22 protein-coding genes are annotated in these 20,918 nt (G+C 37.4%); 14 read left to right on the top strand and 8 right to left on the bottom strand.

The features are described 5' to 3' along the window. Nucleotides 1–20: 20 nt before the first annotated feature. Nucleotides 21–1,418 carry an aminotransferase-like domain-containing protein gene (locus H5S41_RS09375; RefSeq protein WP_182603106.1) on the bottom strand — a complete coding sequence of 466 codons (1,398 nt, stop codon included), beginning with the start codon at nt 1,416–1,418 and terminating at the stop codon, nt 21–23. 103 nt (nt 1,419–1,521) lie between these two features. On the opposite strand from H5S41_RS09375, the gene H5S41_RS09370 reads away from it, so the two are divergent. The 4 genes from H5S41_RS09370 to H5S41_RS09355 all read left to right on the top strand — a co-directional run bounded on the left by H5S41_RS09370 (nt 1,522) and on the right by H5S41_RS09355 (nt 4,344). Next, entirely contained in the window at nt 1,522–2,214 is a 693-nt protein-coding gene (locus H5S41_RS09370) for an AzlC family ABC transporter permease (RefSeq protein ID WP_182603105.1), read from the top strand. Further along, a complete protein-coding gene (locus H5S41_RS09365; protein ID WP_182603104.1) occupies nt 2,201–2,530 on the top strand; it encodes a branched-chain amino acid transport AzlD family protein in 330 nt (109 codons plus the stop codon). Before H5S41_RS09370 ends, H5S41_RS09365 begins: the two co-directional genes overlap by 14 nt. Before the next feature lie 50 nt (nt 2,531–2,580). Further along, nucleotides 2,581–3,234 carry a glucose-6-phosphate 1-dehydrogenase family protein gene (locus H5S41_RS09360; RefSeq protein WP_182603103.1) on the top strand — a complete coding sequence of 218 codons (654 nt, stop codon included), beginning with the start codon at nt 2,581–2,583 and terminating at the stop codon, nt 3,232–3,234. Between the two features lie 105 nt (nt 3,235–3,339). Beyond that, nucleotides 3,340–4,344 carry an aldo/keto reductase gene (locus tag H5S41_RS09355; protein ID WP_182603102.1) on the top strand — a complete coding sequence of 335 codons (1,005 nt, stop codon included), beginning with the start codon at nt 3,340–3,342 and terminating at the stop codon, nt 4,342–4,344. A 103-nt stretch (nt 4,345–4,447) separates the two neighbouring features. Here the strand turns inward: H5S41_RS09355 and H5S41_RS09350 are convergent, their stop codons facing one another. Next, entirely contained in the window at nt 4,448–5,125 is a 678-nt protein-coding gene (locus tag H5S41_RS09350) for an MgtC/SapB family protein (protein WP_182603101.1), read from the bottom strand. A gap of 73 nt (nt 5,126–5,198) precedes the next feature. Further along, nucleotides 5,199–6,074: a LysR family transcriptional regulator gene (locus H5S41_RS09345; RefSeq protein WP_182603100.1), complete on the bottom strand. Its 876-nt coding sequence runs from the start codon at nt 6,072–6,074 to the stop codon at nt 5,199–5,201. A gap of 105 nt (nt 6,075–6,179) precedes the next feature. On the opposite strand from H5S41_RS09345, the gene H5S41_RS09340 reads away from it, so the two are divergent. The 7 genes from H5S41_RS09340 to H5S41_RS09310 all read left to right on the top strand — a co-directional run bounded on the left by H5S41_RS09340 (nt 6,180) and on the right by H5S41_RS09310 (nt 12,113). Next, nucleotides 6,180–7,418 carry a PTS transporter subunit EIIC gene (locus tag H5S41_RS09340; protein ID WP_182603099.1) on the top strand — a complete coding sequence of 413 codons (1,239 nt, stop codon included), beginning with the start codon at nt 6,180–6,182 and terminating at the stop codon, nt 7,416–7,418. Next, nucleotides 7,408–8,289, top strand: coding sequence for an alpha/beta hydrolase (locus tag H5S41_RS09335; RefSeq protein WP_182603098.1), 882 nt, complete (start codon nt 7,408–7,410; stop codon nt 8,287–8,289). Before H5S41_RS09340 ends, H5S41_RS09335 begins: the two co-directional genes overlap by 11 nt. Before the next feature lie 231 nt (nt 8,290–8,520). Beyond that, nucleotides 8,521–8,919 (top strand): LbetaH domain-containing protein, encoded by a 399-nt coding sequence (locus H5S41_RS09330; protein ID WP_182603097.1) that lies wholly within the window; start codon nt 8,521–8,523, stop codon nt 8,917–8,919. Beyond that, nucleotides 8,916–9,647 carry an SDR family oxidoreductase gene (locus H5S41_RS09325; protein ID WP_182603096.1) on the top strand — a complete coding sequence of 244 codons (732 nt, stop codon included), beginning with the start codon at nt 8,916–8,918 and terminating at the stop codon, nt 9,645–9,647. Before H5S41_RS09330 ends, H5S41_RS09325 begins: the two co-directional genes overlap by 4 nt. A 47-nt stretch (nt 9,648–9,694) precedes the next feature. Beyond that, nucleotides 9,695–10,156: a cyclophilin-like fold protein gene (locus tag H5S41_RS09320; RefSeq protein WP_182603095.1), complete on the top strand. Its 462-nt coding sequence runs from the start codon at nt 9,695–9,697 to the stop codon at nt 10,154–10,156. Nucleotides 10,157–10,166: 10 nt separating this feature from the next. Beyond that, entirely contained in the window at nt 10,167–11,009 is an 843-nt protein-coding gene (locus tag H5S41_RS09315) for an alpha/beta hydrolase (RefSeq protein WP_182603094.1), read from the top strand. Nucleotides 11,010–11,135: 126 nt separating this feature from the next. Beyond that, nucleotides 11,136–12,113: an alpha/beta hydrolase gene (locus H5S41_RS09310; RefSeq protein WP_182603093.1), complete on the top strand. Its 978-nt coding sequence runs from the start codon at nt 11,136–11,138 to the stop codon at nt 12,111–12,113. A 45-nt stretch (nt 12,114–12,158) separates the two neighbouring features. Here the strand turns inward: H5S41_RS09310 and hpt are convergent, their stop codons facing one another. Further along, nucleotides 12,159–12,698 carry a hypoxanthine phosphoribosyltransferase gene (gene hpt, locus H5S41_RS09305; RefSeq protein ID WP_182598468.1) on the bottom strand — a complete coding sequence of 180 codons (540 nt, stop codon included), beginning with the start codon at nt 12,696–12,698 and terminating at the stop codon, nt 12,159–12,161. Between the two features lie 496 nt (nt 12,699–13,194). Here hpt and H5S41_RS09300 point away from each other — a divergent pair, with 496 nt between their 5' ends. Further along, on the top strand, nt 13,195–14,295 hold the full coding sequence (locus H5S41_RS09300) for a low temperature requirement protein A (protein WP_231833085.1): 1,101 nt from the start codon (nt 13,195–13,197) through the stop codon (nt 14,293–14,295). Nucleotides 14,296–14,381: 86 nt separating this feature from the next. On the opposite strand, the gene H5S41_RS09295 is transcribed toward H5S41_RS09300, so the two are convergent. From H5S41_RS09295 to H5S41_RS09285, 3 genes are all read right to left on the bottom strand, one after another. Further along, entirely contained in the window at nt 14,382–15,365 is a 984-nt protein-coding gene (locus tag H5S41_RS09295; protein WP_182603092.1) for an AraC family transcriptional regulator, read from the bottom strand. An 8-nt stretch (nt 15,366–15,373) separates the two neighbouring features. After that, on the bottom strand, nt 15,374–16,162 hold the full coding sequence (locus tag H5S41_RS09290; protein WP_182603091.1) for an SDR family NAD(P)-dependent oxidoreductase: 789 nt from the start codon (nt 16,160–16,162) through the stop codon (nt 15,374–15,376). 223 nt (nt 16,163–16,385) lie between these two features. Next, on the bottom strand, nt 16,386–17,570 hold the full coding sequence (locus tag H5S41_RS09285; RefSeq protein ID WP_182603090.1) for a diaminopropionate ammonia-lyase: 1,185 nt from the start codon (nt 17,568–17,570) through the stop codon (nt 16,386–16,388). Nucleotides 17,571–18,429: 859 nt separating this feature from the next. Between H5S41_RS09285 and H5S41_RS09280 the strand changes: the two genes are divergently transcribed. Then, nucleotides 18,430–18,738 (top strand): hypothetical protein, encoded by a 309-nt coding sequence (locus H5S41_RS09280; RefSeq protein ID WP_182603089.1) that lies wholly within the window; start codon nt 18,430–18,432, stop codon nt 18,736–18,738. A 144-nt stretch (nt 18,739–18,882) separates the two neighbouring features. Here the strand turns inward: H5S41_RS09280 and H5S41_RS09275 are convergent, their stop codons facing one another. Next, nucleotides 18,883–20,157 carry a hypothetical protein gene (locus H5S41_RS09275; RefSeq protein WP_182603088.1) on the bottom strand — a complete coding sequence of 425 codons (1,275 nt, stop codon included), beginning with the start codon at nt 20,155–20,157 and terminating at the stop codon, nt 18,883–18,885. 108 nt (nt 20,158–20,265) lie between these two features. Between H5S41_RS09275 and H5S41_RS09270 the strand changes: the two genes are divergently transcribed. Further along, nucleotides 20,266–20,883: a TetR/AcrR family transcriptional regulator gene (locus H5S41_RS09270; RefSeq protein WP_182603087.1), complete on the top strand. Its 618-nt coding sequence runs from the start codon at nt 20,266–20,268 to the stop codon at nt 20,881–20,883. Nucleotides 20,884–20,918: the final 35 nt, after the last annotated feature.

Here is a 20,918-nt window from a genome sequence, read left to right as displayed (position 1 = left end):
AATGTCTGAGCTTTTGAAGCCTATATTAAGTTATTACGTTGTAAAAATTGCTGTAATGATTTTAATCCCGTCGCTAATTCTTCCATTGATTTACTTGCAGACAACGAAACGCGGAGAAAATGTTCATTTGAGGCGGCATTTATTTGGAACCGCTCAGAGCTAAAGCAACGGATATTAATTTTAGCAAGAGCCGGTTCAATTTTCGGTCCGTCTTTAATATTTTTAAGCGGTAATCGGCGAAAGAAGGCGTAGTCTGTTAATTGATTTGTCGGCGCAAAAGGAAAGTATTGGTTGAAAAGGAGATTTACTTGTTTGGCAAGATTAATTTTATTTTGGACAATTTGCTGAACAACATGTTCGTTGATTGCCGTACTAGCAATTGCCGCATTAAGCGTCGAAGTCTTAACTGTAGTATTAAAAAAGCCATTCTTTATTTGCTGGGAAAATTGTTGCGGAAATACTAAATACCCTATTCGTAAACCAGAAGCGAGAACTTTTGACATACTGCAAACGTAACAAGTCTGGTCTGGAATTATCTCCATTAATTTTAGGGGCTGTTCTGGATTTACTTTGCTAAGAAAACTTAGATAGTCGTCCTCAATTACCTTTAGCTTATGCTTCTTGGCAATAGCTGCAATCTCTTTTCGCCGAGCATTCGAGAGAACTTTACCAGTTGGATTACTATACTCGGGCATGAGATAAAGACCGCTTAGATTATTAGTTTGGCAGGCTTGTTTTAATGCTTCAACGTTCATGCCGCCGTGGTCATTTTTAATTGCTATGAGTTGTAAATTATTTAGCTGGGCCGTCGCAATCAAATTAGCGTAAGTAAACTCATCGACGGCTATTTTATCGCCACTAGAAAATAAGGTCATTAAAAGGAGTGTTAGTGAATTTTCGCCACCCGCTGTAATAAGGATTTGCTGACTAGGGGTTAGGTTGACACCAAGCCAGTTCATATAATTACGAAAAGCCTCCTTATCAATTGCGCGTCCGGTTGGCGAATCATAGGTTAAAAGGTGTGCTGCCCCTTGCTTAACAGTATTGTTAAGGATATTGTCAAGCAGGTAATTGGTTTGCTCGAATGAAGCGACAAAGCCAAGGTCGATGGTTCGCGTCAATGGTGAAGCGGTTAGTGGGTCAATACCATTAGAATTAACAAAGGTTCCCTTGCCGTGAATTCCATAGGTTAGGCCCAACTGCGCGCTTAGTTTATAGGTGCGGGTAACAGTAGTGAAATTAATGTCGAGGTAATCTGCTAGTTCCCGTTGCGGCGGTAGCTTTGTGCCAGGGGTTAATTTTCCCTGTTCAATGGCCGTTTTTAGCTGGTTAAGGAGACTCTTATAAATCGGTCGAGGAAGGTTGCTTTTATCAGGATACCAAGTGAGTTGGTGGTGTGAAAAATCATTTATTGGCATAGTTAACCTCCAATATTGTAATCCATACAATTAATAGCTTGTATGGATAAAATACTCCTGTTTAAAATAAATTCAAGTAATTTTAAGAAGGGAGAATTCATGAATGAGAAATGAAGCACGTTATGCCTTTCATAAAACCAGTCCGGTAATGCTTGGCTTTTTATTTTTAGGAGCAAGCTACGGCATTTATATGCATAAATTAGGTTTTAATTTTTTATACCCGCTTTTAATGGCTGCGACTATTTTTGCAGGATCCGTTGAATTTATCATTGGAAACTTATTAGTCCAGAGTTTTCAGCCGTTAACAGTCCTTGTCTTGACCGCGCTTGTTAATTCCAGACATATTTTTTATGGGATTACCATGTTGAAAAAATATTCCAATACCGGCAAGTTAAAGCCAATTCTGATTTTTGGAATGTGTGATGAGTCTTTTTCCCTAAACGCGACGTTAAAAGTTCCCGACAACCTTGATCGCTCTTACGTTTATTTCTACGTGACCGCGTTTAATTATTTTAGTTGGGTCGTTGGTGCTGGATTAGGCGGCCTGCTTGGCGGAATGATTAATTTAAATTTAGCCGGCTTAGATTTTATAATGACCGCTCTTTTCATCGTCCTATTTACCGAACAGTTAAAGAATGCGCGAACTCAGCGGGATGCATTGATTGGCTTAGTATTTGCCATTATTTGTCTATTATTCTGTAGTAAAAATGTTTTCTTATTAGTAACATTAGTGACGCTTGTCGTCCTATTTTCATTGAACTATTTAATCGTGAGGAGAAAAGATGACATTAACTGAACAAATTATCTCAATTTTAATCGCGGCGGCTGTGACGATGGCAACCCGCTTTATTCCATTTTTAATCTTCGACCAGTCAAAAGAATTATCGCCATATCTTGAAGAACTTGGCAAATTCCTCCCAGCAGCCATTATGGGAGTACTGGTTATTTATTGTTACCGCAATATTTCATTCAGCGAGCCTAGCAAGGCATTATTAGAAATAGTTGCGGGGCTAGTAACATTATTTATTCATTTGTGGAAAAGAAATATGCCGCTATCAATCTTAGTAGGGACAGGTTTTTACATGATTTTGATAAACTTTATTGGTAGCTAAATTTTTTAAAGTCGTGGCTATGATATTCTTGGATAAAAAGGAGACATAAAATGACAGTATTATCAGAGGATATGTTTGCGATTTTTGACCAGCCGGAGTTTTCTTTCAAGAAGATTAAAGAAAATCATTCTCCAGCAGAAGTTGCGGAGTTGAAGAATACTTTTAAATCGGTTTGGCAAGAATGGAAAAAAGTAAATCAGACAGTTGCTAGTCAACTACCAACTAACAAGTTTGCCAAAGTTCATGTTGAAAGTTGGACTAATGGTTGGAACTTACGTGATCACTATTGGGCATCATATCGATTGAGTAAAATGGCGAATGCTAATCCGTGTATTGGCGTAATGCTTGATAGAAAGCAGCTGCAGATTTATTTAATGTTTCAGCATTATAAAAGTGAACAACGTGAGGGAACACCAGTCGCATATAATCAATTATTAGCAAAAATACCGCAATGGGCGCGAAATCTGGATAATACTAATTGGTATCTCTGGGATAAGGATGAAATGGAATTTGATGACCACTTACCGTTAGCAAAATATTTGGACAACCAGGATATTCAGCAACAATTCAATAATGAAGCACAGCAATCGAGCTTTTTGCTTGGTAAATTTGCTTTTCGTAAAAGAAATGCAGTTGAGAACATGGAAGAATATATTTTAACCGCCATTAAGGAATTACTGCCACTATATCAGCAACTTTTGTAATATGCATAAGCTGGATATATGACTATCCAATATAAGTATTTAACTCCGCTGATTATCGACCCTATACTGATACTAATAAGTAGAAATAAGGAGGGAGCGTTTAATATGAAATATAGTCATATTCTGGGAACAGATATTAAGATTTCTAAATTGGCTGTTGGTGGGATGAGTTTTGGGATTCCAGCGATGAAAACTTATCGGTGGATCTTAGATGAAAATCAAACTGATAAAATGGTTCAACATGCGCTTAATCTAGGAATTAACTTTTTTGATACGGCAAATGTTTATGGTGCGGGAACGAGTGAGGAATTTATTGGAAGATCATTAAAGAAGCACCATATTCCTCGCGACCAAGTAGCAATTGCCAGTAAGGTTTATTTTAATGATGGCCGCTTATCCAAAGAAGCAATCAACCGCGAAATTGACGGAACCTTAAAACGATTAGGTACCGATTATCTTGACCTATATATTATTCATCGGTTTGATTATGACCACCCGATTGAAGAAACGATGGCTGCTCTTAATAATTTAGTTAATGAAGGTAAAGTTCGTGCAATTGGTGCTTCTGCAATGTATGGCTACCAGTTTCAAAATATGCAGCACATTGCGGAAAAGAATGGCTGGCATCAATTTGTAGCAATGGAAAACCATTATAATCTGCTTTATCGGGAAGATGAACGGGAGCTGATCCCGATTTGTAAACAAGACGGGGTAATGCTAATGCCATATAGTCCATTAGCTGGTGGTCACCTTACACGATCGACTTGGGATAGTTCGTCAAAGCGAAGTCAAGTGGACACTTCTGCCCGTTCTAAATACGATCATGCTAAGCAACAGGATTTACCGATTATTAAACGGGTGGCTGAATTGGCAGAAAAGCATGGTGTTAAAATGTCACAAATTGCCTTGGCATGGCAGTGGGCAAAGGGTGTGACAGCACCAATTATCGGAGCGACTAAGGAGCAATACCTTGATGATGCTGTTCAGGCAGTAGAAATTAAACTAACACCTGCGGAAGTGGCATTTTTAGAAGAACCCTACACGGCACATGAGATTATTGGGGCGCTAGATAGTAACCCAGCTGGTTTGTTGCCAAAGGATGTAAAGTAAAGGATTGATATTAAATCATCAAGGGAATAATCAGATTATCATTTAATACGCTTAGATAACAAAAAGGTTCGTAGCATTGGGTGCCGCGAACCTTTTTGTTATGTTATTCTAGTTCAACGTTATTAACATTTTGCATTGTTGCTAAATCTTCAAAGACTTCTTCTGATAATGCTCTTGACTTCAATTCTCCAAAAATCCGACAGGTCACTTTACCATTGTCATAATTATAAACCACGTATTTAAGCGGTGCTTTGAAGTATTTATCATTTAATTCATCGATGATAATGTGCAGGTCACTGATAGTTCCATTCAATGAAATAAAACATGAAAAGCCATTACCTTGCCGTAAAGCAAATTGGTCGATATACTTTCCCAAAATTTCAGCCAGCAAGACGCAAGCAGTACCAATAATGCCGATACTGTAGAGTCCGCTTCCGTATGCAAGGCCGATTGCTCCTGTAACCCAAATCCCCGCCGCCGTTGTTAAACCATCGATTATCTGATCATGGCGGTTAATAATAGTTCCGGCGCCAAGGAAACCAATCCCGCTAACAACTTGAGCAGCAATCCGTGAAGGGTCAACTGCCCAGTTATTATGCGTGATTTTAAGCAAGTCAAAGAAACCATATTTCGAAACGATCATTACAAGGGCAGCTCCTAAAGCAATTAACGCATGGGTCCGAATCCCGGCATTTTTAGCTTTGCTTTTTCGTTCAAAGCCAATGATTCCGCCACACAAAGCTGCTAGTAACATTCGTAAACACCAATCAAGCTCTTGCATAATCCCGCCTCCCGCTAAAGCTATTACTCTAACTATAGCATGATATCAAGCGGAACCTAAAAGAAAGGACTTGCTAGTCCAGTGATGCCAATAAACGTTGGGTAAATAACTTAGCCACTTTAGACTGGGTAACGTTCTTTTTCCAAATAATATTTGTTGATTCAGAAATAGCTGGCGAAAGCGGACGGAAAGTGAGTTCGCTGTTGCTTGAAGTGTTAAGAAGGTTATCGAAAGTAAGCATGTAGGCACTTCCTTGTTTAACCATTAACTCCGCATTAAAAACTAATGTGTAAGTACCAATAATGTTAATTTCTTTTCCTACGTTGCCCCACCAATCCTGAAAACGATGTTCATCAAGAGCCTGCTCAGATACCAGAAGCGGGAGTCCAATAAGATCGGCAGGTTTAATAGCGGTTTTTTGAGCCAAGAGGTCGTCTTTTCGCGTGATTAATCCCCACCGATCAGTTTCCGGTAATTGAAGATGATGGTAACTGTCAAGACTACGGTGAGCCATTAAGACAGCAAAATCAATGGTGCCGTGTTTTAATGCCATTTCCATTTCCTCAGCATTTCCACTGACTAGCCGAATCTTAACATCAGGATAGTCCTGCATAATCCCGCTTAGTACCTCCATAATCCGCTGCATTCCAATACTTTCGCCAGCACCAATTGAAAGTGTCCCAGTAACAACTTGTTCCTTTTGAATATTAGTGGCAGTTTGATCCGCGAGTTGAATAATTTCTTTTGCGCGGGCTTGGAGATACTCGCCTTCATCTGTTAAAGTGATTTGCCGATGTCCGCGAATAAATAATTTGACACCAAGTTCACTTTCTAAATCTGCAAGCTGTTTTGATAATGTCGGTTGAGATACTAGTAGTTCTTGGGCGGCTTTGGTAATATTTCGTTGCTGGGCGACAGCGAGAAAGTAACGTAAAACCCGAAGTTCCATTTAAGAGTGCCTCCATAATTTTTAGTTATCGAATTAAATAGTTTGATGCTATTTTACACCATTGAGTTCCCTAGAATATAATTAACGTGCTAAGGAGGAGTAATGATGGAACAATTAATTAATTTTTCGGTTAAAATGTACCGAAGCAGGCTTGCCTATATTTTGCGTCATACCTTGGGGGTAATGTTCCCTTTAATTTTAATTGGTAGTTTTGCCGCAGTCCTGCGTTTTTCATTTTTTTCAACTTCAGGATATATTTCAACGATAATTGGTCTTAATCGATGGTTGCCGTTTTATCGTCAATTCGGGCAAGTTACTAAAATTATTTTTGAATGTACGATTAATATTATTGCTGCATATGCGGCATTCTTTAGTGCACATTATACAGTGAAGGCCTATCGCAAAAATATTTCTGGGGCTGGTGCGATTGGCCTTTTTGCTTTTTTAATTATTGCATATCAAACCACGACTCAAGACAGTTTGAGTTTTAATAAGTACTTACTATCAGAAGGAATGTTAATAGCGATTATTGTCGGTTATCTTTGTGGTCGATTATTAGTCCTATTTGCGAAAAGTAAGGAAATGAAATTAAACCAGCTTGTAAAACCAATCATAATCATCAGTATCTTAGCTGTATTGGTGAATATGATGCTTGGCTTATTTGTTAGCTTATCATTGCCGACCTACGTTGCTAGCTTTATTACAATTAATTCCAAAGCGAAGGCATTCTGGTACGTGATTGGACTTGGAACGTTGACTGATATCATGGCAATTTTTGCGCTTGGCGGACCATTTATCGATAGTCCGTCATTTACTGATGCGCCGTCATGGGCTAATCTAATGCACGCATTACAGACAGGATCGGCTTGGAATGCGCCATATAAATACACCGATACGACAATTTTTCACAGTTTCGCTAACTTTGGCGGTAGCGGATGTGTTCTCGCCTTAATTATCGCAATTCTAATTGTATCGCGTGAACAACGCTATCGAAGTGTCTCAAAGTGGTCGCTATTTCCCGCTTTCTTCAATGACCACTACCCAATGATGCTTGGGATTCCCATTCTCTATAATCCTGTCTTTTTTATTCCATTTGTTGCTGCTCCGTTGGTTAACATGCTTATTTCTGGGGCATTGTTAAGTCTAAATTGGATTCCGGCAGCTGTTTATCCCGTACCAGCAGGAACACCAGCGCCATTAATTGCACTTGTTGGGACGAACGGTAATTGGGGAACCTTTATCCTGTCAGTATCCCTAATTATTATTGATGTGCTGATTTATATCCCGTTTGTCCGAATGGCAGAGGAGATCATTAAAAAGGCAGGTGTAGAAAATGACGACTAAAAAGAAGACTATCTTGATCAGTACGCTGTCAGTAATTGGGTTGATAATCTTGATCGTTTTATCATTATCCTGGTCACATCGGAACGTCAATGACTTAACAAAATGGCATAATGCAAAAATGTCACCAGTAATTATGATCCCTGGGAGTTCTGCTTCCATTAATCGTTTTGACCGGCTTGTCGGTGAATTAAATCATAACCGTAAGAATCCGCATAGCCTATTAAAAGTTAAAGTAACGGAGAATGGTAAATTACAGTACTTTGGCAAAATTAGACCTGATGATACTGAACCGATTATCGTTGTTGGTTTTGAAAATAATCATGATGGTTATAGTAATATCAAAAAACAAGCGCGGTGGTTTAATATTGCCTTTCAAGATTTATCACAGAAATACAATTTTAATAACTTTAAGGCAATTGGGCATTCCAATGGCGGACTGATTTATACCTACTTTTTAGAACATTATTATTCGCGTTACCAACGAACCGAGCGACTAAAAAGGCTAATGATGATTGGTTCACCATATAATTTCAATGAAAAGTCAATGAACCATCAGACGAAGATGCTAGCTGATTTTATTAAGTATCGGAAAAACTTGCCTAAAAATATTAGTGTTTACTTAGTTGCGGGGACACAGACCTATACATCAGATGGATTGGTACCGGTAAATAGTGTTTTGGTTGGTAGGTATATTTACCAAAATCAAGTTAATCACTTTACAACAATCATGGTTTCTGGAGAGAACGCGCAACACTCTGATTTACCACAGAATACCCAAATTGTTGATTTGATTAACCGTTATATCTTAGACCATAAGCAAAAAATCCGTCGGCAACAGAATACGCCTTATATTAATGATCAGGCACAATAAAATTAGTAGGCTTTGGCAGCATTGGACTGTTAGAGCCTTTTCTATTGCATTTAACTATAGTCAAAAACTATCTTAGACGATAAAACATAAGTATTTCAAATTCTTGGAATTTGCTTTTATAATAATAGTTGCCAAAGGGATGGAGGTGAGTAATCAATCATTAAGCAAGAAATAAACCAGCAATTATTAGAACAAAACCAGCGATTGTTAAGGCGGCTTAACACTTGTTGTTTGAATGAGCGAGAGATTAAACAACTATTAAGTGAAGTTTTAGGCTACCAATTAGATGACAATACCAAATTCCTATTACCGTTTTATAGCGATTATGGTCGAAATATTAAGATTGGTAAGAATGTTTTAATTAGTTGTAATGTGATGATGGCTGACAAAGGTGGCATTACGATTAGCAATAACGTTGAAATTGGCGCTGGGTGTTCACTTTTATCAGTTGATGGCAACCAAAGCGGCCCAATCAAAATCGATGCGGGCGCAAAATTAGGTGGGAATGTAACGGTTCTTCCCAATGTTCATATCGGTACACAAGCGATTATTAGTGCCGGCTCGATTATTACTCATGACATTCCAGCAGGAAAAATTATTACAGTCAATACGGAAGGAGCAAGCGCATGATTAAAGGAAAAGTAGTTGTAATTACAGGAGCTTCTAGTGGAATCGGTGCAGCAACCGTTCGACGGTTAGCTAAGCAACATGCCAAACTAGTCATTGGCGCTCGCCGCGTTGACCGGTTAGAAGCACTTAAAGCTGAATTTCCTGAAGAAGAAATTCTGGTCCAAAAAGTTGATGTAACGAAGAAAGATGAAGTACAAGACTTAGTCGATGCCACAGTTGAAAAATTTGGTCGGGTTGATGTCTTATATAACAATGCCGGTATTATGCCAGTAAATGCGTTAATTAACCGGGCTTACGATGAATGGCAACAGATTCTTGACGTTAATATCATGGGTGTTCTAAACGGAATTGCGGCCGTCTTACCAGTGATGATCAAGCAAAAGAGCGGGCAAATTATTGCCACCGATTCGGTTGCTGGCCACGTGGTTGTTCCAAACTTGGCTGTTTATAATGGGTCAAAGTTTGCTGTGCGGGCAATTTTTGAAGGATTACGTCAGGAATACCATAATGATGGGATTCGGACCACAATTGTTTCACCTGGTTCGGTTGCTACTGAGTTATATAATTCCATTAATAATCCAGAAAATAAGCAAGCAGAAATTAATTTTGAAAAAGAAGTCGGATTAAAAGCTGATGATGTCGCTCGCACAGTCGAATTTACCATTGATATGCCAGACAATGCCGATATTAATGAAGTGATTATTCGACCAATTAAACAGGACGTTTAAGAGAAAATCAGCGTAGTAAGTGGATAGATAAGATTTGAGGTGGTTCAGTGAAGAAAATTTTATCGTTAGTTATAATGATCGGAATTACTTTTTCCGCAATCCTAATCTTTAATCAGCCAGTTAAAGCGGCGCGCCAAACACAGATAGAAGTTCAAATTAATAACCACGAGAAGCTAAGAGCCACATTGAATAATAGCAGTGCGGCGCGCCAATTTTCACGAGAGTTACCCAGGACGATGCATTTTCGTAATTATATGGATGGCTATGATGAAAAAATTGCTGACCTTCATCATCCCTTAACGACTAAAGGGATGCCACGGGGAAATAATGCTAAGGCCGGTGAAATTGGTTATTGGTCACCAGACCGACGAATAGTTTTTTATTGGGGTAATGTTAGTTATTATCCGGGCATTCATATAATTGGTCACTTTACAAAAAATACTGATTTACAACTAATTCGTCATTTGAACTCAAGTGACAAGATAACGATTACGCGTGTTAGAAATTAGGGGTGTTATTATGAGATTTATTCAAATCTTGAGTATATTCTTTGCGAGTCTATTTGCTAGTTTTGGCCTGTTTGGTATTAATAGGGTTCATGCAGCTTCAGTTAATGAGAAGTCATTGAATATCAGATATAAGGACATTAAGCTTGTTGGTCACTTATATGTTCCTGAACATCATGAAGAACAGATGCCCGCAGTTATTTTGTCACATGGCCTTGGTGGTGACTACACACAGATGGAACCTTACGCTAAAGCACTAGCAAAACAAGGATACTTGACCTATGCATATGATTTTGCCGGTGGTAGCAGTAATAGTGCTAGTACGGGCCGCAATACTCGCCAAATGTCGGTCTTTACTGAGGAAGAAGATTTAACAGCAGTATTAAATAATATTCGTCAGCGAAGTGATGTAGACGCAAGTAAAGTATCGTTAGTAGGTGCTAGTCAAGGTGGACTGGTTTCAGCATTAACGGCTTCACAACACCAACGGGAAGTTCACAGTCTAGGCTTACTTTACCCGGCGTTTAGTGCGGGTGATGAAGCACAAAGCCGATATAGTTCCATTAATGAAGTACCGCAGAGTGTTAACTTGTATGGAACTGAAGTTGGTCGGCCGTATTATCGTCGCTTGTTGAAAACTAATGTTATGAATCTTGCGACAAGGTACAATGGACCTACCATTATTATTCATGGTAGTGCGGATAGAATTGTTCCAGTTAGGTATGCTCGTCAAGCAGCGCAAAAGTTTCCACATGCCCAATTAGAGATTATTAAAGGAGCTAACCATGATTTTCCTGGCAGTGCTGAAGGAAAATCAATCCGGATGTTAGATCGATTCTTTGAGCAACATCAGTAGCTAATTAGAGGATAATACTAGTCTTTTAGTATAGAAAAAAGTTATCACTGATGATATAAAATAAGTATTTCGCATTCCAGACAAAAAAACGTAAAATAAAGATAGTAAAAAAGAGGAGAGATATCAATGCAAGAATTACAATTAACTCAAGAATGGGATAAAGTATTTCCTAAGAGCGATAAAGTTGATCACAAAAAAGTGACTTTTACTAACCACTTCGGTATTACATTAGCGGCTGACCAATACACCCCGAAGAATTATGAAGGCAAATTACCAGCATTGGCAGTGGCAGGACCTTTTGGAGCAGTCAAGGAACAGTCTAGTGGCTTGTACGCTCAAACAATGGCTGAAAAAGGTTACCTAACAATTGCTTTTGATCCGTCATTCACTGGTGAAAGTGGTGGGGATGCTCGGGATGTCTTTTCATTAGACATTAATACTGAAGATTATCAAGCCGCAGTTGATTATTTAAGTAATTTAGATAATGTCGACCCAGAAAAGATCGGAATTATTGGTATCTGTGGTTGGGGCGGAATTTCCTTAAATGCCGCTGCACTAGACCCACGGATTAAGGCTACCGCTGCTGTAACAATGTACGATATGCCACGGATTGGTGCGAATGGCTATTTTGATCAAGGAACCGCTGATGACCGTTATGAAAGTAAAAAACAAATTGCTGAGCAACGGACTAAAGAATATGGTCAAAAGAATTTAGCTAAAGCTGGTGGCTGCTATGATTACCCCGCTCCTGATGATCAACCAGACTTTGTTAAGCAATATAGTGCATATTACGAGACTAAACGTGGTTACCACAAGCGTTCCGTCAACTCCAATGAAGGCTGGGTTTTGCAGAGTCAGCCAGCTTGGATGAACACTAAGATTTTGGTTCACCCCGAAGACCTTAAGAATGCAGTTTTGATTGTTCATGGTGAGAAGGCCCACTCACGTTACATGGGTGAAGATACCTTTAAGAAATTAAAGGGTGACAATAAGGAACTAGTAATTGTACCTGGTGCAACGCATACTGACTTGTACGATGGTGGCGACCATGATTATATTCCGTTTGACAAGATTGATAGTTTCTTTAAGAAAAATTTAGGCTAATAAAAAGCTTGCGACTAAATTTTAGCTCGCAAGCTTTTTTAAATGTTATTTTTCGTAAACTGAGCGTTTTAATACTCCAACATACGGAAGGTTACGGTAAAGGCCATTGTAGTCAAGACCGTAGCCAACAATAAACTCATTAGGAACGGTAAAACCAAGATAATCAATCTTTACAGGGGCTTCCCGTCGCTCTGGTTTATCAAGAAGTGAACAAATCTCAACACTTTTTGCACCACGACTAGCGAATAGTTTATTTAAAAACTCTAAAGTATGTCCAGTATCAATAATGTCTTCAATCATTAAAACGGGCCTGCCACTAACGTCATGGGAAAGATCGCGTAATAAACGTACTTTTCCTGATGACTCAGAGCTATCTTCATAGCTGGAAACATCAACATAATCGATATTTAACTTAAAATTAAGTCTTTTCATTAATTCAGATGCGAACATCATTGCACCAGTCATTACTGGAACAATAACTGGAAATTCATCATGATACTTAGCGGAGAGGGTAGCTGCTAATTCGTCGATTCGTTGGTCAATTTGCTCTTGAGTATATAAAACTTTTTCAATGTCGTTATTCATTCTAATTCTCCCTTGCAATGTTCGCTATTTACGAACGATATAACTGGTTGATATTTATTAACGTTAGCATTTTATCATAAATGGAATGAATTTAAAGGGTGTTTTAGTGAAAAACTTAATATTCGCTAAAATTTTGAATAACATTTAAAATTAAAATAAGGAACAAAATGAGAGGGTGATTGAATGGACACAACGACAATAGATCCAAGCAAAGCAATCAGCTGTAATGAAGCAAATACAATTGCTAAAAAAGCACTAGGCGTTGATAATGATCACTAAATTTAATGGCTTGTAAATTGATTATTTTTAATGTTTCATATGAAACATTAAAAATAAATAGTAAATAAGCGTTCAAGTAATCGTGTTGATGACTACTTGAACGCTTTTATATATGCGATGTATGGCACAAGAGAAATTATTGCGGATTATTAGTAATTTGATAAACTTAACAGGAGTAACCTAACAATTTTATTTATCAAATTAGGAGGGGAGAGTTTTGCAAAAAATCATCGCTAAACGGGTTTCGATGTTGGAACTGTTTTATGACCTGATTTTTGTCTATGCAATTTCTAAAATCACCGCAATGATTCATCATCCCGTTGCAGGTGGTATTCCGCTATTTAATTACATTGAGTTTGTTTTTGTTGTTATTATGGTAATGCAGATTTGGCTTTATCAGGCATTGTATATTAATCGCTTCGGCAAAAGTCGCATCATTGATACAATTGGTTTGCTAATTAGTATGTATGCAATGACGTATCTTGCTAATAATATCAACACTGAATGGTCAGCCACATTTAGAACTTTTAATTCAGCAGTGGTACTAATAGTTGCTGGTTTAATTTGGCAGTACCTTTGTGGCTCAGGGAAACAGCCGATGCACGATCATGATGTCCGGGCTTTTGTAGTAACTTTAATATTAGAATTGATTGCTGTATTAAGTGGCTTACTAATCGGGTATCACTATGGCATTTTCCTGTGTGTATTGGGCGGCTTGATTGGCTTTTTAATGCCATTAGTTGTATATAAACAATTTGTCCCAGAGAACGTGAACTTTCCGCATTTAGTAGAACGACTCGGCTTGATTATCATCATTACTTTTGGTGAATCGTTAGTTAATATTACGCGCTATTTCAATGGTTCGATAATTCAGCCGTTTCCCGCATTAATTTTTGTACTACTGGTGACAATGTTTGGTGCATATATTATCCAAGACGAACTGCTTATTAATCACCACCAGCGTTCACGCGGATTCGTCCTAATGTATTCGCACGTATTCATGGTAATTGCCCTTCTCTCGATGACGGCAGGGCTTGATTATCTTGCTGAATCAGGGGTATCACGGCTGAATTTATGGCTATTATTGGCTATCAGCATTTTAGGCTATTATATATGTCTTGTGGCAAATGGCGTTTATAACCATCGTGATGTTAAATTACAGTTAACTGATTATTGCGTGATGTCACTTATCTTCCTAATCGGTGCAGGAATTTCATTTTATGGTATGCATAGTAACTTTGGCTTAATTACCGGTTTTGCTCTTTGTGGCATTAGTGAGTTTCTGTGGTTGTTAAAGATAAGCCGAATAAGAAAATAGTTAAAGATTGAAGAACGGGATAGAGAACTTGGTAAAAGCGAATTCTCTATCCCGTTTATAATCTTGTTTGAATTTTTATCAGACACCTAATTGTGCTGTTCACGATACTTTTGGACACTCGTGCCGGTCCAAGTATTGAATGCCCGCAAAAATGAATTAGTTTCTTGATATGCTAATAAGAAAGCAATGTCATCAGTTGTCATTGAGGTATTTAGCAGGTAATTTTTTGCTAACATTTCCCGAGTAGCATTCAATTGTTGTTGAAAATTAGTGTTTTCTTCTTTTAATTTTCTTTGCAGGGTTCGTTTGCTAATTCCCAATGCCCTAGCAACATCTTCAATTGAAAATTCACCACGTGGTAATATTTCAACGAGGACATTGCGAACTCGTTTACCATACGAATCATCAATATCCAAATCAGCAAGCCGCTTTTTTAATTCTGGCTCTAAATATTCAAGGATCGAAGTATTTTCGCTGACAAATGGTATTTGTAGATCATGATTGCTAAAAGTAATGGCGTTGCTAGTATCAAGCGTAAAATTCAAGCCGAAGTAATCCTGAATACTAGTATCATTTTCGCTAAATGTTGTTGTGATTTTGAGCGGTTTAATTACTTTTTTTGTAGCTTTTGCAAGAAGTTGAACCATAAACGCAAACTCGCCTTTGACAAAAAACGGTGGTAATGATTCATGGATGTTAAGTGTTGACAGACTAATTGTAGTGGTATTTTTATCTTCAGTAATTTGATAAGTAACAGGACCAATTAACTTTTTATAGTGAGCAAGTCGTTGTAAAAAGTGTTTACCATCTTTACTGCAATAGGCGACAAAAATTGGTGGCGAAAAAGTTTCAATATGGTCGCTGGCAACAAGTTTAGTAGGAAGCAACGGGTCGTCTGTTACCTCATTGATTGCCGAAATCATGGCAAAATATTCGGATTCACTTAATTTAAGATATTCATGTGCAAAGGTATCCATTGGAAGATTAGCTTTTGCTAAGACTGCTTGAGGTTGAATACCATTAGCGGCTAGCAGCTTTCCATAACGACCATCAATAATGAATTTTTCCACTTAATCACCTATTTCTTATTGTTAGATTGTTGGTCAGCGACAAAACGCATTGTTGTTTTCTTTGGCATCATTGGCATCATGCTTACGAATGGACGCTGCCAGCCAGGTAAACCAGCAAAAACATTCATTTTACCGTCAAGCATTGATTGATAACCTTCTTCTGCTACTTTCTTAGGACTTACACCATTAGCGAACATCTTGGTATCAGTAAGTCCACCAGCCTTAGCAAATCCAGTGTCCATTGCACCGGGCATAAGAGTAGTCAATGTAACGCCGGTATCTTTTAATTCATACCAAAGGGCATCACTCAAGGAAGTTAAGTAGGCTTTCGTTGCGTAATATTCAGCTTGTAGCGGTCCGGGGATTAGTGCGGCAGAAGATGAAACGTTAAGTACTCGTCCACTGCCACGCTTTACCATTTGGGGAAGAATTAGTTTCATCAATTTAGTAGGAACAATCATATTAACTTTTGCCATGTTGATGTCCTGTTCCATTGTTCGCTCAAGGAATGTTCCTTGTCCACCAAGTCCGGCGTTATTAATTAGGTAGTCAACTTGAATATTAGCTTTTTGTAATTCACCAAAGATTTGTTCCGCAGCATCAAATTCAGTAAAATCAACGGCAATTGTTGTTACCTTAACGTGGTATTTATTTTGGACATCGTGTTGAAGCTGTTCAAGTTTTTGTGGATTTCGGCCAACGATAACAAGGTCGCCGCCTTTTTCTGCATGAATGCGGACAAATTCCTTACCAAGACCACCAGTTGCACCAGTAATTAAAGCAGTTTTGTTTGACATAATAACTTCCTCCTCAAATGTTATCTTTCTTTTGATGTTGTCATTATTATATGAGATAAGGAACGCTACTTTAACGTCAAATGGTGCCAAATAATTATCAAATGATGCCAAATTTAAAACTACAAAATAGTTGAATGACATCTATAAACTTACATTATATGGAATATAAAAATTCCTAAACTAAGTCAAAAAGAGCAATAAAATTCTGGTTAATGCTTTTTAGCTAATTATCTTTAATTATTTCTTGATATACCTGCTCGTCTGTATCGCCTTCAGTATTAATAACTAGTATTCGTGCTCTGGTGTCTAATCCTATTTTTTTACGGAGGTGTTGATCCTGGAGAATGGCATTAACATAGGCAAAGGCTGCAACTCCAGATTCACCGGAAATAATTTTTGGATCAGTTCCAACGGGAGTTGATAGGGTGCGCATTCCAATTCGTGCAACGTTATCTGTCAGTGTTCCATAAAAACTGGCAGTATCACGAATTACTGGAAATGAAATTAAACTTGGTGTCTGACAATTTAGCCCAGCCATAATCGTGCGAGGTGATCCAGGAACGGTGTGCAAGTTATTATCCGCTACCTGTGCGGATAGATAGTAACAGGCAACTGTTGCTGGTTCAACAATTGTAATTACTGGGCGTTTATCTCTTGGCAATAAACTATACAAGGCATCAATAATTCCAGATGATAATTGACCGACTCCTGCTTGTAAGAAGATATGTGTAGGATAATTGTCGGTGTCTATTTGTCTAAGAATTTCGGTGACAATGATAGAATATCCTGCAGAAATCGCTTGTGGAATTTCTGTATAGCCTTCCCAAGCCATATCTTGAATTAAAATCCCGTTTGGATCTTTATCAGCAAGCTGTTTGGCAAGCTGAACAGTATCGTCGTAGTTTTTATCTGTTATTTCTACATTCACATTATTAAACGCTGCAATATGTTCTGCACGTATCTTAGTTGAACCTGCAGGCATCTTAACTATTGCGTGAGTACCTAATTTTTCGGCCGCCCAAGCCACACCTCGGCCATGATTACCATCAGTAGCAGTATAAAAAGTGATTTGATCAGCGACTTTTCTTATCAACGGGGTCATTAATTTAGAATATTTCAAATCCTTTGTTGATAATCCGGCTTGTTTAGCAATACAATATGCCATTGCGTATAAACCACCAGTAGCTTTAAAGGCTTTTAGGGCTTTGCTAAATCGTTGAGATTCATCTTTTACATAAAGACTACCTATATTATTCTTTTTAGCATACTGATTCAAATTAATTAATGGTGTTGGCTGATAAAAGGGTACTGATTGATAAAAATTTGCAACTTGTTTCACAATTTCAGTATCATTAAAGGGATGATTGCCAATCTCAAATGGTGATTTAATAAGTTGGATTTCTGTCATAATTAGTTTCCTCCTTAATATTCAAGCTAACAAAGTCTGATGATCTATGTCAAATACGCTTAAGATACGTAATTGCGTGGTGGCTAAACAAGCGTAAGTATTAATATTGGTATAAGTGAACGACTCTAGCTACGCACAAAAGCCTTCAGCAGGGTCTTAAGCTACTGAAGGCTTTTGTATTTGTTATATTTTAAAATGAGTTAAGTTATTTTCTAACATTAGATCCATTCAATACAAATAGGACCGCGTTATTTAATTGGTAAAGGTAAAACCATTAGAATTAGGTATAGTATTCTCTTCCATAATGGCCACTTTTTATATTTTAAGATATCGTCAAACATGGGGACACCTTCTTATTCTTTTAACTAGTTGTTGTTAGTCGTTGAAAAGTTCATTCATTACATCATCAATGATATCAAAAGTTTTGGCAACATTGGAGAGGATCTTTTCTTCTTCTACATAAGCGCAAACGATAACTTTTCTCGTTTTTCATTAAATGTAACGTGTTCTACTACTAGGCGCAGCTTTGGTTTCAGCTGAACTTCAGTAAAAAGAATTATTTAATAGAAATAACCCTAAAAATTAGGTAGCACTAGTAGAAATATTTTAATAGCCAAGTTCCGCAAACGGAAATAATAGGTATGGCTACTTATAATAATTTTTGATAAAGTGTAAGAGCTTTAAAATTAAATGGTTAATCGACGCAACTCGTGTTAGCTACGCTGGTTGATCATTTTTATATCGTATGGATTATTACTTTTTATAGTAAGTCCAAGTATGTGGCTAGTATCTGCGATTTTGTTCTTAATTGCATTAGTTTACTTATAATTTATTTCAGGGGGTAAGAGTATATTCTATAATGATCATGGAAGAATTTATTAAGAAGAATAAGTGGAATATAATTGTAATATTAGTACTTTCTATTGCTTGTGTATACGATGCATATAATAAAAGCGTTATTGGTTTCACATCTTCCTTGCTTTGTGCAATATTATGGTTGATTAGTTGCTTAAATAAAAAATATAACTACTTAGCAGGAATAGCACTAATCTCATATGCCGTGTTTATTTTAATTATTCGGGCAGATTTATGGCCGGGAGCAGTAGCATGTATAGTAATAGGATTACTAATCTTATTTTTTTATCGAAAGAAATCAAAAAATGGCTAGTCTAGTCAGACTATCAGTTTTAAATAACAAAGAATAAGGTTCCGTCTACACAAACAGTGTAAATGGAACCTTATTTTTAGCGAGCACAATGTTTTAATATCGAATTTGATTGATATAACTTTAAGGGCCGCTCATTAAGTATATCTACGCTAATTTACTAAAGTCGAGCATTGGTTGCTTCTTCTTGAAGTAGACAATGACACTATTAAGTACTAGATAGCCGATAATGATAGATAATGCGCCGAGCCATAAGGAATAAGCACCATTTCCATATAATAAATCATAATCTGACATAATGCTGTAGTACATTGGTGAAAGAGCATGAATGCCCTTAAAGAATGGTGTCATGATTTGAACGGGAACCATTCCGGCACCAGCAACTACTTGTAACATTGTTAGCAGAATGTTGAGGGCTGCCCCAATTTGTCCGAGCAATAGAATAAATACAGCATTAAGATTATATGCGCCCCAGAATTCTAAGCTATGAGCAACTAAAACTGCGAGGAAATTATCCCATTTAGCACTGGTGAGCGGGATAACAGTCAAGGTGACAATGATTCCACCAAAAATAGAGAGGATTAACATTGCTGTCTCCATTGCCGCAAATGATTTAAATCGACCGTTGAAAGCCGTAAATTTAACATAAGTGCCATATAATAATAATGTTCCAATCAGTGCTGCAAGGTAAGAAGCAAGGCTGATAAAGAATGGCGCCATGGAATTATTAATACCAGTACTGATTTTATTAACTTCTTTAATGTTGGTTTTTACTGAATTATCAACACCATCGAAAGCAGTATTAACTTTATCATTAACGACAGCTTGTTGCTTTGCTTGCTGTTGTTCTAATTGTTGTGTGGCAGCTTTTTGTTGACTTGCTGGTAATGAAGCAATTTGCGCTTGGGCTTGAGCTAAATCAGCTTGGTTATTTTGCATCAGTTGTTGTGTCATTGCCTTTGACATAATGGCCTTACTCTTTTGCAGCATGATACCGGTATTGACTGCTGTGCCAATGTTATTAGCAATATTCTTAAGGCCGCTAACGACTAATGATTGGTTAGCATCGTTGATATAAAAATTCAAATTAGCTTGTTTGTTCGCAGATACTCTTTCAGTAAAATTGTGGGGGATTTCGACAATCATAAATGTTTCACGATTTCGTAAGTCTTTTTTAGCACTAGTAATGTTACTTGTTTCGTTAACGTGTTTAAATGACTTTAACGATGTTTTAATTTGTTTTTGTAATTCGTTATTTTGATTATTAGTGCTTACAATTGTAATTGGCAAATCTTTAATGTGTGTTGGTAGGGGCTTATAACCGCTAAAATAAATAAAGAAGACTAGCACGCCGTAAACAATTGTTACTAGGGATGCTAATAAAACGCCATTGCTTTTTAAAAATTTACTTAATACTTCCAACTTTAGTACCTCCCAGTTATCATTTGCAATTTATTCTAAAAGGTAATGGAAGGATTAACTAGCATTAAAATTTTAAAAAGTGTTGCTTTAAAATTTAGGAGGATTAGTATGCAGCAACATCAAAAATTTCTTCAAACAGAGGAAAAAGTTAAAGATGCAGTAGTTCAATTAATAAAGAAAAAAGGTTTAGCAAATATAACAGTAAGTGATATTGTTAGTCAGGCGGCAATTAACCGAACGACTTTTTACCGTCACTACTTAGATAAATATGATTTAATTGAACATTATCGTGCTGCTATCTTAGATGCCTTTCAAGAATTATCGGAGCAATACTTATCCAGTATTTTAATTTGGCAAGATCCGTATTCTGCTAAAATGCAGGGAAACGACTTATTAAAACGGGCCGCTGAAAATTTCACTGCCAACCATAACTTTTATCGTGTGTGGTTTAGTGAAGAAGGTGATCCCCAAACTGTTAAGTTGATATCACAATTAATTAATGACTCAATTAATAAACGGTTAAGCCAATTGGTTCAAGATAATCAAGTTAAGTTGATGGTTCCACTGACGTTTGCCAGGGAAATTATTATCTCTGGTCTGTGGTCGATTATCAAAGTTTGGTTAGTGCAAGAGCAAGCAATATCAGCCAATGAACTATATAATATTCTATTACGAACACGCTATCTGAGTCCTTTTGAGCTAGTTGGGTTGCGAAGGAACTATTAGCCGAAAAATACCATCGGGCAAATATTTGTATTTGT

Origin of the sequence: Limosilactobacillus albertensis (assembly GCF_014145555.1) — a bacterium.
Classification (GTDB): Bacteria; Bacillota; Bacilli; order Lactobacillales; family Lactobacillaceae; genus Limosilactobacillus; species Limosilactobacillus albertensis.
This window is presented reverse-complemented; position numbering and strand designations above follow the sequence as displayed.

Excerpts from the sequence above, each read along its gene's own strand:
- H5S41_RS09375 (WP_182603106.1), bottom strand. The coding sequence starts at position 1,418 with ATGCCAATAAATGATTTTTCACACCACCAACTCACTTGGTATCCTGAT.
- H5S41_RS09370 (WP_182603105.1), top strand. The coding sequence starts at position 1,522 with ATGAGAAATGAAGCACGTTATGCCTTTCATAAAACCAGTCCGGTAATG.
- H5S41_RS09365 (WP_182603104.1), top strand. The coding sequence starts at position 2,201 with ATGACATTAACTGAACAAATTATCTCAATTTTAATCGCGGCGGCTGTG.
- H5S41_RS09360 (WP_182603103.1), top strand. The coding sequence starts at position 2,581 with ATGACAGTATTATCAGAGGATATGTTTGCGATTTTTGACCAGCCGGAG.
- H5S41_RS09355 (WP_182603102.1), top strand. The coding sequence starts at position 3,340 with ATGAAATATAGTCATATTCTGGGAACAGATATTAAGATTTCTAAATTG.
- H5S41_RS09350 (WP_182603101.1), bottom strand. The coding sequence starts at position 5,125 with ATGCAAGAGCTTGATTGGTGTTTACGAATGTTACTAGCAGCTTTGTGT.
- H5S41_RS09345 (WP_182603100.1), bottom strand. The coding sequence starts at position 6,074 with ATGGAACTTCGGGTTTTACGTTACTTTCTCGCTGTCGCCCAGCAACGA.
- H5S41_RS09340 (WP_182603099.1), top strand. The coding sequence starts at position 6,180 with ATGGAACAATTAATTAATTTTTCGGTTAAAATGTACCGAAGCAGGCTT.
- H5S41_RS09335 (WP_182603098.1), top strand. The coding sequence starts at position 7,408 with ATGACGACTAAAAAGAAGACTATCTTGATCAGTACGCTGTCAGTAATT.
- H5S41_RS09325 (WP_182603096.1), top strand. The coding sequence starts at position 8,916 with ATGATTAAAGGAAAAGTAGTTGTAATTACAGGAGCTTCTAGTGGAATC.
- H5S41_RS09315 (WP_182603094.1), top strand. The coding sequence starts at position 10,167 with ATGAGATTTATTCAAATCTTGAGTATATTCTTTGCGAGTCTATTTGCT.
- H5S41_RS09310 (WP_182603093.1), top strand. The coding sequence starts at position 11,136 with ATGCAAGAATTACAATTAACTCAAGAATGGGATAAAGTATTTCCTAAG.
- hpt (WP_182598468.1), bottom strand. The coding sequence starts at position 12,698 with ATGAATAACGACATTGAAAAAGTTTTATATACTCAAGAGCAAATTGAC.
- H5S41_RS09290 (WP_182603091.1), bottom strand. The coding sequence starts at position 16,162 with ATGTCAAACAAAACTGCTTTAATTACTGGTGCAACTGGTGGTCTTGGT.
- H5S41_RS09285 (WP_182603090.1), bottom strand. The coding sequence starts at position 17,570 with ATGACAGAAATCCAACTTATTAAATCACCATTTGAGATTGGCAATCAT.
- H5S41_RS09280 (WP_182603089.1), top strand. The coding sequence starts at position 18,430 with ATGATCATGGAAGAATTTATTAAGAAGAATAAGTGGAATATAATTGTA.
- H5S41_RS09270 (WP_182603087.1), top strand. The coding sequence starts at position 20,266 with ATGCAGCAACATCAAAAATTTCTTCAAACAGAGGAAAAAGTTAAAGAT.